This window comes from Streptomyces sp. NPDC085927 (assembly GCF_044540975.1).
Lineage (GTDB): Bacteria > Actinomycetota > Actinomycetes > Streptomycetales > Streptomycetaceae > Streptomyces > Streptomyces hirsutus.
On sequence record NZ_JBITSN010000004.1, the window covers coordinates 555,106 to 570,736 of the forward strand.

Genomic DNA, 15,631 nt, shown 5'->3' on the forward strand with positions numbered 1-15,631 from the left:
GCGCGACCGATCGGCACAGTATTGCGGTGCCATCCGCTCAAAACGGTTATTCGGCGTGGGTGTAGGGAGTGTCGGAAAGGGCGGGAACGGCGGGAGTGGCGAGAGCGGCACGGCCCGCCGCGCCGGCGCGGCGGAAGGAGGGCAGCCGGATGCCGCCGCTCAGCCCGAGGCCGCGGACTCCGGGGAGATCAGGCCCTTCCGGTAGGCGACCGCCACCGCCTCGGTGCGGCTCGCGGCACCCAGCTTGGCGAGGATGTTGGAGACATGGACGCTCGCCGTCTTGCCGCTGATGAACAGCTCCTCGCCGATCTGACGGTTGCTGCGGCCCCGCGCGAGCAGCCGCAGCACCTCCTGCTCCCGCGCGGTGAGCAGCGTGACGGCGCGCTCGCCCCCTGCCGGCGTCTCCGCCGGCCAGGCACGGTTCACCAGGGCGTCCAGCCGCTCCCGCAGCAGGACGGCGCCGAGCCGGTCGGCGGTCTCGCGCACCGCCCGGGCCTCGGCCGCGGCCTCCTCGCGCAGCCCGGCGGCCAGCAGCGCCTCCGCGTGGCGCAGTCGGCAGCGTGCCCGCTCGTACGCGTCGCCGTAGGCGAACCCGGCCACCGCCTTCGCCCACGCCGTCACGTCGGGGCCCGACACGGCCCGCGTCCACTCCGCCTCCGCGCGGGCCAGCCAGGCCTGGCCCTCAGGGCCCTGAGGCGTGCCGTCCTCGCCGTGCGCGGCCGAGGCACGGGCGGGACCCACCAGCTCCGTCGCGGCGTCGGCCCAACGGCGTGCCCCGGCCTCGTCGCCGGACAGCCGCAGCGCGACGGCCGCGTCGGCGACCGCGGCGAGCGCGAGCGCCGTCAGCCGGACCGTGACGTCGGGGCGGGTCCCCGCCTCGTCGGTCAGGGACGCCAGCGTGGACCGCACGCACCGCACGGCCTCCTCCGGGTCGCCCCGCAGCGCGGCGGCGTCGGTGAGCACGATGCCCGCGACCAGTGCCGCCATCCAGTCGAACGGACCCTGAAGCAGGGTCCGCGCGCGGTCGGCGGCCGTGAAGTCGCCGCGGGCCAGCGCCACGAACAGCGCCGGTGCGACCGTGAATCCGCCGGCCGGGGGCAGCGCCTCGGCATCGGCCGCCGCCGCGCGCACGCACTCGTCCCAGCGGCCCAGCGCGTACAGCACCAGCAGCCGCAGATACCGCATCTCCAGCGGGTACGCCGACGACAACAGGCCTGCGCGGCGCGCCCGCTCCAGACCCTCGGTCAGCCAGGGCAGACACGCCTCGGGGTCACCGGACTCGTAGCAGCCCATGGCGAGGTTGAACAGCGCGCGCAGCTCCACCGGGGCGTTGCCCGCCCCGCGCGCCAACTCCAGTGCCCGGACCAGCCGTTCGCGGCCGGCTTCGGTGCTCCGGCCGTTCCCCTCCAGACCGGCCATGGAGATCAGCAGGTCCGCCCGGGCGTCGGCCATCCCCAACTGCTCGGCCATCCCCGAGGCCTGGCGCGCCACCCGCAGCGCGGTGCCGGCCGCACCCGTCTGCCGCGCCGTCATGGCATGGGTGGCCGCCGCCCACACCCAGGTGGGCGACGGGGGTTCCTCGGGGATCATGGCGAGCGCCTCACTGCTGTGCGCGAACGCCGCGGACAGGCTGTCGACCCGCAGCAGGTTCCCGGCCAGGGTGTAGCGGACCCGGGCCGCCAGCTCCAGGTCGGCGTCCTGGCCGAGGTCCGCGAGCGCGGACCGGGTGAGGGAGACCGCGCGGTGCAGCTCGCCCGCGTGCGCCGCCGCGGCCGAGGCGCGCAGGGTGAGGGTCACCGGGTCGAACCCGACGCCCTCGGGCAGCCCGGCGGGCCCCACCGCCGGCCACAGATCGAGGGCGGTCTCCAGGTGGCGCAGTTCCTCGGCGGGCGCTCCCACTCGCTGGGCGTGATCGGCGGCCTCCAGCGATGCGGCGAGCGCCCGGGCCGGGTCGTGGCTCTCCCGGTAGTGGTGGGCGCGCTCCGCGGCGCTCGCTCCGCGCAGTCCCCGGCCGGTGAGCAGCCGGGCGAACGCGCCGTGCAGCCGGGCCCGTTCACCGGGGAGCAGATCCGCGTAGACCGCCTCGCGGGCGAGTGCGTGCCGGAAGGAGTACGTACCGTCGTGCGCGGCCACCAGGAGCTGCCGCCCGGCAGCCTCACGGAGCGCGGACTCCAGCTCCTCCTCGGGGAGCCCGACCGCCTCGCGCAGCACCTCGTGCTCCACCCGGCGGCCGGCGACGGCGGCGGTCCGCAGCACCTGCTGGGCGGTCTCGGAGAGCTGTTCGATCCGGATGAGGAGCACGTCGGCCAGCTGGCCGGGCACCCCTCCCGCGGGGGAGTCCGTGGCTGCGAGCAGTTCCTCGGCGTAGAAGGCGTTGCCCTCGGCACGCTCGACGATCCGGCGGACCGTGGCGTCCGGCAACGGCCGCTGTTCGAGGGCGCGCACCAGCCGGGCCACGTCGGGATCGGGCAACGGCCGCAGCTCCAGCCGTTCCACCGAGGGCAGTCGTACCAGCTCGGCCAGCAGGGGCCGGAGCGGGTGCCGGCGGTGCAGGTCGTCCGCGCGGTACGAGCCGTACACCGCCAGCCGGTGCGTGGGCGCGCCGCCCGCCGGCCGCTGGAGGACGCCCCGGCTGAGCAGGAACCGCAGCAGGTCCCGGGAGGACTGGTCGGCCCAGTGCAGATCCTCCAGGACGAGCAGCAGCGGCGCGATGTCCGAGACGTCGGCCAGCAGCCCGGCCATGCCCTCGAACAGCCTGAGCCGCGCGTCCACGTTCCGCAGGGCGTCGGTTCCGGCGCCGAGCAGCCGGCCGACCACCGGACGGGCGTCGACGGCGGAGACGAACCGCTCGTCGGCGGTGAGCCGCCCCAGCACCTCGGTGAAGGGCAGATACGGCAGGCCCACGTCCCCGAGGTCCACGCAGTGGCCGGTCACCACCGTCATGCCGGCCCCCGCGGCCCGCGCGGACACCTCGTCCAGCAGCCTCGTCTTGCCCACCCCGGCGTCCCCGGCGATCAGCGCGGCACGCGGCTCACCCTTGCGGGCGCGCTCCAGCACCCGGGCGAGCCGGGCGAGTTCGTCGTCGCGGCCGACGAGCGGACCGGCGAATGAGGTCTGCGACACGCGCCCATCCTGGCACGCGCCACCAGCCCCGCCTTCTCCGCCGGTGATCCCCGCGGAGGGGCCGGCCCTGTCCCGGTCCCGCCCCGGTCCCGCGGGCTCCTCAGCGCCGCAGATTCTGCTTCCAGTCCTCCGGGACCCGCCCCGCCGGGCCCGGAGCCGGCTGGCCGGCCGGACGGCTCGCGGGCGGGGCCAGGTCCGGGCCCGACTCGTACAGCTCCTCCGTGGCGTAGTTCCAGAACCAGGCCTCGCCGGGTTCGTAGGTGCGGACCACGGGGTGCCCGGTGGCTTTGAAGTGCGCCGTGGCGTGCTGCCCCGGCGAACTGTCGCAGCAGCCGACGTGTCCGCACCGCGCGCAGCGCCGCAGATGGAACCACCAGCCGCCCACGGCGTCGCAGTCGGAGCATCCCGCGCCACTCGGCGCGGCACCGGGGTCGATGGCCTGGTCGCTGGTCATGCCGGCTCCTCGGGAGGTCGTCGGGGCTCCGGCGGTGAGCGCGAGCGGTGCCGGAGAGCGGGTGCCGCCGTCCGGTACCCGGCGCCACGGAAACACCACCGGCAGCCGGTCCATCGTAGGTTCGAACCAGGTGTCGCGCGCGGCGAGGACGAGGCTCAGGCAGGGTGTGAGGAGAGCACGCGGAACTCGTTTATCCCGGGGCCGGCGAGGACCCGCCACGGCTGCTCGCCCTGGCCGTCGTTTGCCGGGCGGGCACCGAGGGCGAGGAGCCGGGCGACCTCCGCCGCCCGGTCGCCGGGCCGGAAATCCGGGTGGAGGCGGTTCTTCGCGGTGCGTTCGTCCGGCACCGGCACGAAGACGAGCCCCGGCGGACGGTTCCGCTCCGGCCGGATCCCGTACCCGTCGGGCGAATCGTTGAGCACCACCCGGCCGAGGGCCCCGTCCCACCAGCGTCCCGGCGCCACCGGATCGGCCGCGTCCATCACCACCTGCTCCCAGGTCAAGGCCGTGCGGGGAGGTTAGGGAAGACTGGACCGTGCGTAGTGGACACGACACAGGAGGAACCGCATGACGCGCCCGATCACGGCAGGGGTCGACGGAACCGAGGAGAGCCTCGCAGGACTGGCCTGGGCGGCGAGGGAAGCGGTCCGGCGGGGGCGGCCGTTGCGGGTGGTGCACGCCTGGCGCTTCCAGACGCACGAGGCGGTCGACGCCGGCGACGCCGCCACCCAGGAGCGGTGGGTGCGTGACGCGGTGGCCGAGTCGGTCCGCCGGGTCACCGAACGGCACTCCGCTCTCGCGGTGACCACCGATGTCCTGGAGGGGGACGCCGTCGGGGCCCTGACCGGCGCCGCCGCGGACGCCGAGATGCTGGTGCTCGGCTCCCGCGGGCACGGGCGGATCATGGGCTTCCTGGTCGGCTCGGTCGGTCAGCAGGTGATCGTCGAGGCCCGGCGGCCGGTGGTGTTCGTACGGGCCGGGGACATGCCGTCCGGCGAGGTCGCCGGGCGGGAGATCGTCGTCGGCCAGCAGGGCGACCCGGAGGACAGCGCCGCCGCGCTGGAATTCGCCTTCGAGGCCGCCGCCGCGCGGGGTGCCACCCTGCGCGCCGTACGTGCCTGGACCCTGCCGCCGATGTTCGCCTACAGCCCCGACACGCTGCGTCTCATGGACGAGGCCGGGGGCCTGGAGCCGTACGAGCAGAAGTCCCTGTCGGACGCCCTCGCGCCGCTGCGTGAGCGCCATCCGCAGGTGCGCGTCGTCGAGCAGGTGGAGATGGGCAGCGCCGGGCAGGTACTGCTGTCGGTGGCCGGCACGGCCCAGCTGATGGTCGTCGGCCGCCGCGCGCGCCGCAGCGCCGTCGGGGCCCGGATCGGCTCGGTCGCCCACGGCGTCCTGCACCATGCGGACTGCCCGGTGGCGGTGGTGCCGCACGACTGAACCGGCCGGTCCCGGACGCCGGGGCCCGGCCGGCTGCCACCGTCGGCGCTCCGGTCGCTGCCCCGCCCGGTTCAGTCGGTCGGGGGCAGCAGCGTCTCCCGGGCCTTGGGCAGGATGTTCCTGATGTAGTCATCGACCGCCGTGTCGAGACCGATGTCGTGCTGGGCCCGCTCGGACAGGTACCAGCGGTGCTCGAGGAGTTCGTGGTAGATCTCCGCCTGGTCCATCGCGCCACGCAGTCCGGGCGGCACGGCACGCACGGTCGGGCGGAACACCTCCCGCACCCAGCGGTGGGCGAGGACCTCCGGGCGGGCGCCGGGCAGAGCGCCGTCGGGGGTGTGGTCGTCCTGGGTGGCCATCCAGCTCTCCAGGTCGTTCAGCAGCCGCCTGGCCTGGTTCTCCTCGGCGTCCAGCCCGGTCAGGCGCAGCAGCTGGCGCTGATGGTGCCCGGCGTCGACGACCTTCGGCACGAAGGTGACCGTGTCGCCGTTGGAGGCGTGCTCGATCTGCATCTCGGCCACGTCGAAACCCAGGTCGTTCAGCCGGCGGATCCGGCGCTCGATGTAGTGGTACTTGCCCGCCGGATAGACGGAGGTACGGGTCAGCTCCCGCCAGAGGCCCTCGTAGCGGGCGCAGATCTCGGTGCCGAACTCGATGGGGTCCACGGACGGGTGCAGCGCCCCGGAGGCCTCCAGGTCGAGCAGTTCGCCGCTGATGTTCACGCGGGCGAGGTCCAGGTCGTACGCGCGCTGACCGGGACTCAGCTCCGGGTGCAGCTCACCGGTCTCGGCGTCCACCAGATAGGCGGCGTAGGCGCCCGCGTCCCGCCTGAACAGCGTGTTGGACAGCGAGCAGTCGCCCCACGCGAACCCGGCGAGATGCAGCCGCACCAGGAGCACGGCGAGCGCGTCCATCAGCCGGTGCATGGTCGCCGGACGCAGCGTCGTCTCGAACATCGACCGGTACGGCATCGACCCGCCGAGGTGCCGGGTGATCAGCACGCTCTCCAACGGCTCCCCGCCGGTGCCCGCGCGGCCGGTGACCACGGCGAGCGGGTCCACCGCGGGGATGCCGATCCGGTCCAGGCCGCGCAGCAGCTCGTACTCGCGCAGTGCGGGCCGCCGGGCGAGTTCCTTGACGGCGATCACCTCGTCACCGGCACGGGCGTAGCGCACCACGTGCCGGGAGATGCCGCGCGGCAGCGGTACCAGGTACTGCTCGGGCCACTCCTGGAGCGGCAGGTGCCAGGGCAGTTCCAGCAGGAGCGCGGGATGCTCCGGGTTGGTCGCGCTGATCTGCAGGGCCATGGCTCGGGGGTCCTCGTCTCGCGGGCGGCCGTCTCCGGAGTGATGATCACACCGGTGGTCGTCCGCTCACCCTATTGCGCGCGTTCGCGGGCCAGTTCCGCCGCATCCTCCAGGGGCCCCCGGTGCGCGGGGCCGTGTCCGGGCAGCATCAGGTCGCCCTCCAGCTTGGCCAGGATGTCCAGCGAGCCGACGGCGGTGGCCCGCTCGTGGTGGAACATGCGGGGCAGCAGCTGCGGTCCGTCGATCCGGGACGTCGGGTGGGCGCTCACCAGGGCGTCGCCGGACACCACCACCCCGAGGTGCGGGAGATGGAAGACGCAGTGCCCGTCGGTGTGGCCGGGCGTGTGCACGGGCACCGGCCGGCCGGGCAGGTCCAGCGGGCCGGACCGCGGGAACGGCTCGGGTGCGGCGACCGGCACGTGCGCCGTGCCGCCGGAGCGCAGCACGTGCAGTGCCCAGGGCAGCACACCCGGCCGCCAGCTGTTGCGCAGGACCTGTCCGACGGTCACCTGCTGGAGGAAGTCCCGGCGGGCGTGGGGGACTTCGGCCTCGTGCGCGTACACGGGCGTGCCGTACGTGGCCCGCAGGTACTCGGCGGAGCCCAGGTGGTCCGTGTGGGCGTGGGTGATGAGGACGGCCGCGACCGATTCCGGTGAACCGCCCACCTCCGCAAGGGAGGCGAGGAGCTGTTCGCGGTCGCCGGGGTACCCGGTGTCGATCAGTGTGACGGCGTCCCCCTCCCGGAGGATCACCCAGTTGGTGTGGGAGCCGTGCACCAGGTGAGTGCCGTCTGCCACCTGCCGTACCTCTGCGCGCATGATCGCCCCGAGTCCGTCGTCCCTGTCGGAAGCCACCAGGAAAGCAGATCAGGACGTCGTCGGAGGAGGCGGTTCCGTTCGTGTCGCAGCCGGTACGGGGCGGGTCGGGGGCGCGGTGCGCATCCCGAACAGGAAGCGCGTCACCCGGGTCCTGCGCACCCCGTACTCGTGGACGGTGAAAACGACCGCCAGTGAGGAGGCCACGATCACGGCGTACTTGACCGCCGCCGGCACGGACCAGCCGACCACTCCGTAGGCGACGGCGACCACGGCCGGCTGGTGCAGCACGTACCACGGCAGCGCGGCAAGTGCCCCGTACCGCAGGGCGCGGTGGAGGAGCCGGTCCCTGTCCTGTGTCCCCTGGGCGCCGCCCCGTTCCCCCGCCGTGCCGCCCCGTCCCCCCGCCGTGCCGCCCCGTCCCCTCGCCGTGCCGTTCCGGGGCCGGTCCAGCAGGCCGAGGATCGCGAGCACCCAGCACCAGCCCGCCGCCCCGAACAGCGCCCGGGTGACCAGCGCGAACGACGTCCACGCGGTGAACGGGTCGTCCCCGGCGACGAATCCGGGTGCCGTCCCGGCGAAGAGGACCAGTCCGAGCACGCCGACGGGGACGGCCGCGCGGTGGATCAGGGCGCGGACCTGCTCGTCGTCGGCGAGAGCGAACCCGAACAGGAGGAACAGGAGGTAGGCCCAGCGGTTCCAGCCGGCGAAGCCCTCCTCCATGCCCAGCAGGGCGTTGACAGCGGCGAGCGGCAGCGCCGGAAGCAGAAGCAGGAGCGGGTGGCGGCGCAGCGCGGGAACGACGTGCCCGGCCGCGGCCAGGCACTGCCGCGCGACGGGCGCGAGCAGCAGACAGAAGGTCAGCAGCAGTACGACGAACCACAGGTGTCCGGTCTCGAAGTGGTCCCCCTCGAGCACGAAGGGGAAGTCGGCGAGGTCCGGGCGTACGGTGAGGAAGCGCGGCCAGAACCGCCAGTACGGTTCGTCGTACCCGGAGTCGGCCGCGCGCAGCCGCAGCCACTGCGGGAGCGGGCACAGGACGAGGGTGCCGAAGACCAGCGGGACACCGAGCCGCAGCAGGCGCTCCCGGGCGAACCCGGCGGGTCCCCGGCGGCGGAGCGAGTGCCGGGCGCCGAGACCGGCGACGAGGAACAGCATCGGCATCGCCCACACCACCCCGAACCCGGCGAGGACGGTCACCACGCCGCTGGTCTGCGGGTTCTTGACGTAGAAGTCGTCGTCGGGGGAGAACACCAGGGCGGCGTGGAAGAAGACCAGACCGAGGACGACGAGGGCGCGCAGCACATCGAGTTCACCGCGTCGCCCGCCTCCGGCCGGTCGCCCGGTGTCTGCGCCCATCGGCCCTCCCCGCAGGTGTGCGGCCCAGTGTGGGGGAGTGGAGGGGGAGGACGACAGGCTTCCGGCAGGGGCAGGGGCAGGGGCAGGGGCAGGGGCAGGGGCAGGGGCGGCGCATCGCGTGCTCCGACCGGGACCGGGAAGTTCCCGTCACCGAGGGCTATGGATACATCGATGTATCGGATACGTTCGCGTATCGAACGGAGGTGGCGGGATGACCGGGGACGGCAGTACGGGGCGTGGGGCCGGACGGGTGACCAGACGCCGCGTCCGCACGCGCGCCGACCTCCTCCGGGCGGCGTTCGCCGTGTTCGCGGCCAAGGGCTTCGGGCACGTCTCGATCGAGGAGGTCTGCGAGGCCGCCGGATACAGCAGGGGCGCCTTCTACTCGAACTTCGCCACCCTGGACGAGTTGTTCTTCGCCCTGTACGCGGAGCGCGCCGAGCTCATCGCCGAACAGGTCTCCGCAGCCCTCGCCGGTGGCGGCCCCGACCTCGACGTGCCCGCCACCGTGGACCGCGTCACCGAGGTGCTGCTGCTCGACCGGGACTGGCTGCTGGTGAAGACCGACTTCCTGGTGCGCGCCGCCCGCGATCCGGACGTCTCCCGCACCCTGCTGGAACACCGCGCCAGGCTGCGCCGCGCCATCGCGGACCACCTGGGCCGGGCCCGGGGGCACACCGAACTGCCCGCCGTTCTCGGCACCGTCGAGGGCGCCGCGCACGCCGTGGTCGCCGCGTACGACGGAGTCACCGTCCAACTGCTGCTGGACGGGGACGTCGAGCACGCCCGCGCCTGGCTGAAACAACTACTGACCGCGCTGCTGACCGACGGCAGCGCCGAACCGGCCGCGCACCGGCGCGGATGAGGAAGGGACGGTCGCCATGGATGCCGACGTCATCGTCGTCGGAGCGGGTCTCGCGGGCCTGGTCGCGGCCCACGAACTGACCAGCCGGGGCCGCAGGGTCGCCCTCGTCGACCAGGAGAACGCCGCCAACCTCGGCGGACAGGCCTTCTGGTCCTTCGGCGGGCTGTTCCTCGTCGGCTCCCCGGAGCAGCGGCGCCTCGGCGTCAAGGACTCCTTCGACCTGGCCTGGAGCGACTGGCAGGGCAGCGCCGGGTTCGACCGGCTCGAGGACGAGGACACCTGGGCGGTGCGCTGGGCGCGCGCCTATGTCGAGTGGGCGGCGGGGGAGAAGCGGTCCTGGCTGACCGGGCACGGCATCTCCTTCCTGCCCACCGTCGGCTGGGCCGAACGCGGTGACCTCCGCGCGGACGGGCACGGCAACAGCGTGCCCCGCTTCCACATCGCCTGGGGCACCGGCACCGGCGTCGTCGAACCCTTCGTCGGCCACGCCCGGCAGGCCTCGCGCGACGGTCTGCTCACCTTCCACCACCGGCACCGGGTCGACGAACTGGTCGCCCGGGACGGCGCCGTGAGCGGAGTGCGGGGCGTGGTCCTCGCCCGGGACGACGCCCCGCGCGGTGTCGCCTCCAGCCGTGAGGCGATCGGCGACTTCGAACTCACCGCCCAGGCCGTGATCGTCACCAGCGGCGGCATCGGCGCCGACCACGACATCGTCCGCCGTCACTGGCCCGAGCGGCTCGGCACCCCGCCCCGGGAAATGGTCACCGGGGTCCCCGCCCACGTGGACGGGCGGATGCTCGGCATCAGCGAGCGCGCGGGCGCGCGCCTGGTCAACCGGGACCGGATGTGGCACTACACCGAGGGCGTACGGAACTGGGACCCGGTCTGGCACGGTCACGGCATCCGCATCCTGCCCGGACCGTCCTCGATGTGGTTCGACGCCCTCGGCCGCCGGCTGCCCGAACCCTGCCTCCCCGGCTACGACACCCTGGGCACGCTCAAGCACCTGCGCACCACCGAGGACATCGCCGGCTACGACCACTCCTGGTTCGTCCTCACCCAGAGGATCATCGAGAAGGAGTTCGCGCTGTCGGGCTCCGAGCAGAACCCCGACATCACCGCCAAGGACCGGGCCGGGTTCCTGCGCGAACGCGTCCTGGGCAAGGGCGCCCCCGGCCCGGTCGACGCCTTCCTGCGCGAGGGCGCGGACTTCGTGACCGCCCCGACCCTGGAACAGCTCGTCGAGCGGATGAACGCCCTCACCGACAAGCCGCTCCTCGACGCGGCCGCCGTCCGGCGCCAGATCGAGGCCCGCGACCGGCAGCTCGGCCACTCCTTCAGCAAGGACGCCCAGGTGCAGGGCATCCGCAACGCCCGCCGCTACATAGGCGACCGCCTCGGCCGCGTGGCCACCCCGCACCGCATCCTCGACCCCGCGGCCGGCCCGCTGATCGGCGTCAAGCTGCACGTCCTCACCCGCAAGACCCTCGGCGGCATCCAGACCGACCTCGACTCCCGCGCGCTGGACGGCGAGGGCAGGCCGGTCGAGGGACTGTACGCGGCGGGCGAGGTCGCGGGCTTCGGCGGCGGAGGCGTCCACGGGTACAACGCCCTGGAGGGCACCTTCCTCGGCGGCTGCCTCTTCTCGGGCCGCGCGGCGGGCCGGGCGGCGGCGCGGCAGACGGCGTAGCCGGTTCGGGGCGGGCCGCAGGGACACGGCTGCTGCCGGCCGCTCCGGTGCCTCGGACACGCCGGAGCGGCCGGAGAGTTCAGCCGTTCCGGTCGTCGAGGAGGTGGGCCAGCACCTCGGCGTGGCTGGTCTCCGGCTCCCTGGCCGCGGTCACCAGAGTCACCCGGCCCTGCGTGACCAGATCCCGTACGTGGTCGAGGAGTTCGGCCGCCTCGGGAGTGGCGAGTTCCTTCTCGTAGCGCCCGCGGAACTCCTCGTACGGCCGCTCGCCCGTGTGGTACCAGCGGCGCAGGTCCGTCGACGGCGTCAGGCCCTTGGGCCACTCGTCCACGCGGGCCAGGTCCTTCGCCAGGCCACGCGGCCACAGCCGGTCGACCAGGACACGGATCCCGTCGTCCGGCTCGGGCGCTTCGTAGACACGGCGCACTCGCACGCTCATGATCGGCCCCTTCCCGAGCTCTCCCGGCGAGCCTAACGCCGCCCACCGGGCCGGGCACGGCGGGCGCAGCGGCGGACGGACAGGGCGGAAGGCGGGCCTGCCTCAGGCACGTCGCGTCTTCAGGCGTCGCTTCAGCGCGCGCCGCTCCGTCTCACTCGTGCCGCCCCACACCCCGAGGGACTGCCCCGTGTCCAGCGCCCAGTCGAGGCACTGCTGCTGGACGGGGCAGCGTCGGCACACCCCCTTCGCCTGCTCCGTCTGAAAAAGGGCCGGGCCGGAGGTCCCGATCGGGAAGAAGAGGTCGGGATCCTCGTCCCGGCAGGCCGCGCGGGTCCGCCAGTCGTCCATGGGAAATCACCTGATTCGCAGTGGATACGCACCCTTGGGGTGCCGTGCTCCCTTACGGGTCACCTGTCGGCACGGGATGAAACAGCGGCCTCCGCGGCGCGCGTCACCGCGGACACCGTCGGCCGGCCGACGACGGGAGCACGGTCCCGGCTTCTCAACTCCGCAGCGCCGTCGCCGCAGTTGCCGCCACCGCCTCGGCCACCGCAGCCAGGGCCGGGGAGTCCAGCTTCCACTGCTGCCAGTACAGGGGCGCGTCGGCCGCGCGGTCCGGGGCGAAGACGGTGAGCCGGCCGGCCCGCAGCAGGGGGCCGGCCTGCGTCTCGGGGACCATGCCCCAGCCCAGGCCCGCGGCGACCGCCTCGGCGAACCCCTCCGAGGTCGGAATGAGGTGCCGCCCCGTGCCCGCCCCGGTGCGGCCGCCGGTGAGCCGGCGGACGAAGGCGTCCTGGAAGTCGTCCCGCCGGTCGAAGGTCACCACGGGTGCCCGCGGCAGCGTCTCCTCCAGCGGACCGGCGAGGTACCGCGCGGCGAACTCCGGGCTGGCCGCGGGGAGATAGCGCATCCGGCCCAACCGTCGTACGGAGCAGCCCGGCACCGCGTCCGGCGAGGAGGTCACCGCGGCCATCACCGCTCCCTCCCGCAGCAGTACGGCGGTGTGGGACTCGTCCTCGCGGCGCAGTTCGAAGCAGAGGCGCAGCTCGGCCGGGACGCGGCTGAGGGCCCCGAGGAACCAGGTCGCCAGCGAGTCCGCGTTCACCGCCACCGACACCCGGGTCGGTTCCCCGGCCGAGCTCAGACCCAGCTCCGCGTACGCGTCCCGCTCCAGCCGGGCCACCTGGCGGGCCAGCCGCACCAGCACCTCGCCCGACTCGGTCGGCCGGACCGGGCGGGTCCGCAGCAGCAGCACCCGCCCGGTGCGCTGCTCCAGCGCCTTCACCCGCTGGCTCACCGCGGAGGGCGTCACATGCAGGGCCGCGGCCGCCGCGTCGAAGGTGCCCTCGTCCACCACGGCGAGCAGGGTCCGCACCTGGTCCAGCGGAAGGTCGTCCATCACATCGGCTAAGGGTACGTAAGAATCATTAGCTGTACTGCAGCGGGGCGTGGCCTCTAGCGTCCTGTGCATGACCGCCGCCCTGACCACCGCCGCCGCCGGATTCGGCACCGGCCTCTCCCTGATCGTCGCCATCGGCGCCCAGAACGCCTTCGTCCTGCGCCAGGGCGTCCGCCGCGAGGCGGTGCTCGCCGTGGTGGGCATCTGCGCGGTGTCCGACGCGCTGCTCATCGCCCTGGGCGTCGGCGGGGTCGGCGCGCTGGTCGTGGCCTGGCCCGGCGCGCTGACCGCGGTCGGCTGGATCGGCGGAGCGTTCCTGCTCGGCTACGGCGTCCTGGCCGCGCGGCGGGCGTTCCGGCCGGCCGGGGCCGGGCTCGAGACGGAGGGCGAGGCCGTGACCTCGCGCCGCCGGGCCGTACTCACCTGCCTGGCGATGACCTGGCTCAACCCGCATGTCTACCTCGACACCGTGTTCCTGCTGGGCTCCGTGGCCGCCGACCACGGGCCGCTGCGCTGGACGTTCGGGCTCGGCGCGGTGCTGGCCAGCCTCTGCTGGTTCGCCGTCCTCGGCTTCGGCGCCCGGCTGCTGAGCCGCTTCCTCGCCCGGCCCACCGCCTGGCGGGTCCTGGACGGCCTGGTCGCCACCACCATGATCGTCCTCGGCTGCACACTCATCGCCGGAAGCTGAGGCGGCGGGCGAGTGCCGCCGCGGGTGCTGCCATAGTGATCCCCGGAAACAAGATGTAGTCACCAACCGGGACGGTCGTGGACCCCAGCGAGAACAGCACCGAACCCTGGGCCGAGGAGCCCGCCTCCGAACGGGACGCGCCCGGACCGGCCATGTCCGCGCCGGCCGGCCCGCCCGCGCCGGCCGTGTCCGGAGCGCCCGGTCCGACGGAACCGTCCGCACCGCCCAGGCCGCGCGGCCTGCGCCGCTGGGCCATGGACACCCGGCCCCTGCGCCGCCCGGCCTACCGCCGGCTGTGGACGTCCACCATCGTCACCGCGGTCGGCAGCCAGCTCACCGCCGTCGCCGTGCCCAAGCAGATCTACGACATCACCGGCTCCTCCGCCTGGGTCGGCGCCGCGAGCCTGGCGGGACTGCTGCCGCTGATCGTCTTCGCGCTGTGGGGCGGCGCGATCGCCGACGCCATGGACCGCCGCACCCTCCTGCTGATCACCAACACCGGTATCGCCGTCACCTCGGTGCTCTTCTGGGCGCAAGCCGCCGCCGGGCTGGACTCCGTCGCCGTGCTCATGATCCTGCTCGCGGTGCAGCAGGCGTTCTGGGGGCTGAACGCCCCGGCCCGCAGCGCCTCCATCGCCCGCCTGGTCCCCGAGGACGAACTGCCCGCCGCCAACGCCCTGGGCTCCACCGTCATGCAGACCGGGCAGATCGCGGGGCCGCTGCTCGCGGGCGCTCTCATCCCGGTCGTCGGGCTGGCGGAGCTGTATCTGATCGACGCGCTGGCGCTGTGCGTCACCGTCCGGGCGGTGTACCGGCTGCCCGCCCTGCCGCCGCTCGGGGCCGCGGTGGCGCGGCGCGCGGGCATCCGGGAGATCGTGGACGGGTTCCGCTACATCGCCGGGCACGCGGTCCTGCTGCTGTCCTTCCTCGCCGACATCGTCGCCATGGTCCTCGGCATGCCCCGCGCCCTGTTCCCGCAGCTCGCCGCCGAGACGTACGCCCCCTACGGCGAAGGGTTCGCGCTGGGGCTGCTGTTCGCCGCGATCCCGATCGGCGCGGTGCTGGGCGGACTTTTCTCCGGCACGTTCTCCCGGGCCCGCCGGCACGGCTGGATGGTCATCGGGTCCGTGGTGGTCTGGGGCGTCGCCATCACGGGGTTCGGGTTCAGCGACAGCCTGTGGATCGCCGTGGCCTTCCTCGCCGTCGGCGGCGTCGCGGACATGGTTTCGATGGTCTTCCGCGGGGCGATCCTGCTCTCCGCCGCGACCGACGAGATGCGCGGCCGGATGCAGGGCGTCTTCACGGTCGTCGTCGCGGGCGGACCCCGGCTCGCCGACGTCCTGCACGGCACCGCCGGTTCCTCCCTCGGCCCCCGTACGGCCGTGGCGGGCGGCGGACTGCTGGTCGTCGTGGTGATGCTCGCCCTGGCCGCCGCGATGCCGGCGCTGCGCCGTTACCGGGTGTGAGACGAGCGCGCCCGGCTGCGGCGGGCCCCGCCGGAGCAAACCTCAGAGGACCCCGCGGGTACGCGTCGTCGGCTGTTCCATCAGCCGGACCCGCGTCGCCTCCAGCCGGTGCGCGAGGATCTCGGCGACGCAGCGCACCAATGTCAGCCCGAGCGCCGGATCCTCCTCGCACAGCCGCAGGACGGCCGCCGCGTCGAACTCGTAGGCGCGGACCTGGCTGAAGGCTTCGGCGCCGAAGTCCCACTTGTGGGGAGGGAAGAGCCAGGACCAGCCCAGCAGGTCACCCGCGCCGAGCGTGGCGACCGTGACCCGCCGGAGCTCGTTCACCCGCTGATCGAGCGACACCGCCCCGGAGCGGATGACCCAGAAGCGGTCGGCGGTGGTTCCCGGCTCGAAGATCCGGGTGTCCTCGGGGAAGGACACCTCCCGAGCGAGCGCCATCATGCGCTCCCGCTGCGGCGGAGGCAGGGCGGTCAAGAGTTTGATCGCTTTGGTCATGGGGCGGGGCTCCTCGCCGGGCCATCGGATGGTCCTACGTCCATTGGAGCCGCTGCCGCCGTCCGGGGCACCTCGGCGGCAGCGGCCG

At 74.1% G+C, this 15,631-nt stretch carries 15 protein-coding genes; 5 read left to right on the top strand and 10 right to left on the bottom strand.

Features of this window, described 5'->3' with window-relative positions; genetic code table 11:
• Positions 1–159 precede the first annotated feature (159 nt).
• The 3 genes from ACIF80_RS14430 to ACIF80_RS14440 form a co-directional block, all read right to left on the bottom strand.
• Positions 160–3,123, bottom strand: a complete 2,964-nt coding sequence (locus ACIF80_RS14430) for a helix-turn-helix transcriptional regulator (protein ID WP_399803833.1) — start codon at positions 3,121–3,123, stop codon at positions 160–162.
• Positions 3,124–3,223: 100 nt separating this feature from the next.
• Entirely contained in the window at positions 3,224–3,577 is a 354-nt protein-coding gene (locus ACIF80_RS14435; protein WP_399803836.1) for a UBP-type zinc finger domain-containing protein, read from the bottom strand.
• Positions 3,578–3,732: 155 nt separating this feature from the next.
• Positions 3,733–4,059, bottom strand: a complete 327-nt coding sequence (locus ACIF80_RS14440; protein ID WP_399803998.1) for a VOC family protein — start codon at positions 4,057–4,059, stop codon at positions 3,733–3,735.
• An 85-nt stretch (positions 4,060–4,144) separates the two neighbouring features.
• Here ACIF80_RS14440 and ACIF80_RS14445 point away from each other — a divergent pair, with 85 nt between their 5' ends.
• Positions 4,145–5,017, top strand: a complete 873-nt coding sequence (locus ACIF80_RS14445) for a universal stress protein (RefSeq protein ID WP_399803838.1) — start codon at positions 4,145–4,147, stop codon at positions 5,015–5,017.
• 71 nt (positions 5,018–5,088) lie between these two features.
• Here ACIF80_RS14445 and ACIF80_RS14450 read toward each other — a convergent pair whose 3' ends face one another.
• From ACIF80_RS14450 to ACIF80_RS14460, 3 genes are all read right to left on the bottom strand, one after another.
• A complete protein-coding gene (locus tag ACIF80_RS14450; protein WP_399803840.1) occupies positions 5,089–6,324 on the bottom strand; it encodes a DUF4032 domain-containing protein in 1,236 nt (411 codons plus the stop codon).
• A 71-nt stretch (positions 6,325–6,395) separates the two neighbouring features.
• On the bottom strand, positions 6,396–7,142 hold the full coding sequence (locus ACIF80_RS14455; RefSeq protein ID WP_399804001.1) for an MBL fold metallo-hydrolase: 747 nt from the start codon (positions 7,140–7,142) through the stop codon (positions 6,396–6,398).
• A 48-nt stretch (positions 7,143–7,190) separates the two neighbouring features.
• Entirely contained in the window at positions 7,191–8,498 is a 1,308-nt protein-coding gene (locus ACIF80_RS14460) for an acyltransferase family protein (RefSeq protein WP_399803842.1), read from the bottom strand.
• 211 nt (positions 8,499–8,709) lie between these two features.
• Here ACIF80_RS14460 and ACIF80_RS14465 point away from each other — a divergent pair, with 211 nt between their 5' ends.
• Together ACIF80_RS14465 and ACIF80_RS14470 are read left to right on the top strand one after the other, a co-directional pair.
• Entirely contained in the window at positions 8,710–9,363 is a 654-nt protein-coding gene (locus tag ACIF80_RS14465) for a TetR/AcrR family transcriptional regulator (RefSeq protein WP_399803845.1), read from the top strand.
• 16 nt (positions 9,364–9,379) lie between these two features.
• On the top strand, positions 9,380–11,053 hold the full coding sequence (locus ACIF80_RS14470; protein WP_399803847.1) for an FAD-binding dehydrogenase: 1,674 nt from the start codon (positions 9,380–9,382) through the stop codon (positions 11,051–11,053).
• 79 nt (positions 11,054–11,132) lie between these two features.
• On the opposite strand, the gene ACIF80_RS14475 is transcribed toward ACIF80_RS14470, so the two are convergent.
• The 3 genes from ACIF80_RS14475 to ACIF80_RS14485 all read right to left on the bottom strand — a co-directional run bounded on the left by ACIF80_RS14475 (position 11,133) and on the right by ACIF80_RS14485 (position 12,891).
• Positions 11,133–11,492: a DUF488 domain-containing protein gene (locus ACIF80_RS14475; protein ID WP_399803850.1), complete on the bottom strand. Its 360-nt coding sequence runs from the start codon at positions 11,490–11,492 to the stop codon at positions 11,133–11,135.
• Positions 11,493–11,594: 102 nt separating this feature from the next.
• Positions 11,595–11,840 (bottom strand): WhiB family transcriptional regulator, encoded by a 246-nt coding sequence (locus tag ACIF80_RS14480; protein WP_399803852.1) that lies wholly within the window; start codon positions 11,838–11,840, stop codon positions 11,595–11,597.
• Between the two features lie 154 nt (positions 11,841–11,994).
• A complete protein-coding gene (locus tag ACIF80_RS14485) occupies positions 11,995–12,891 on the bottom strand; it encodes a LysR family transcriptional regulator ArgP (protein WP_399804004.1) in 897 nt (298 codons plus the stop codon).
• A 70-nt stretch (positions 12,892–12,961) separates the two neighbouring features.
• On the opposite strand from ACIF80_RS14485, the gene ACIF80_RS14490 reads away from it, so the two are divergent.
• Entirely contained in the window at positions 12,962–13,579 is a 618-nt protein-coding gene (locus ACIF80_RS14490; protein ID WP_399803854.1) for a LysE/ArgO family amino acid transporter, read from the top strand.
• A gap of 77 nt (positions 13,580–13,656) precedes the next feature.
• Positions 13,657–15,045 (top strand): MFS transporter, encoded by a 1,389-nt coding sequence (locus ACIF80_RS14495; protein WP_399803857.1) that lies wholly within the window; start codon positions 13,657–13,659, stop codon positions 15,043–15,045.
• 42 nt (positions 15,046–15,087) lie between these two features.
• On the opposite strand, the gene ACIF80_RS14500 is transcribed toward ACIF80_RS14495, so the two are convergent.
• Entirely contained in the window at positions 15,088–15,543 is a 456-nt protein-coding gene (locus ACIF80_RS14500) for a cyclic nucleotide-binding domain-containing protein (RefSeq protein ID WP_399803860.1), read from the bottom strand.
• Positions 15,544–15,631 lie beyond the last annotated feature (88 nt).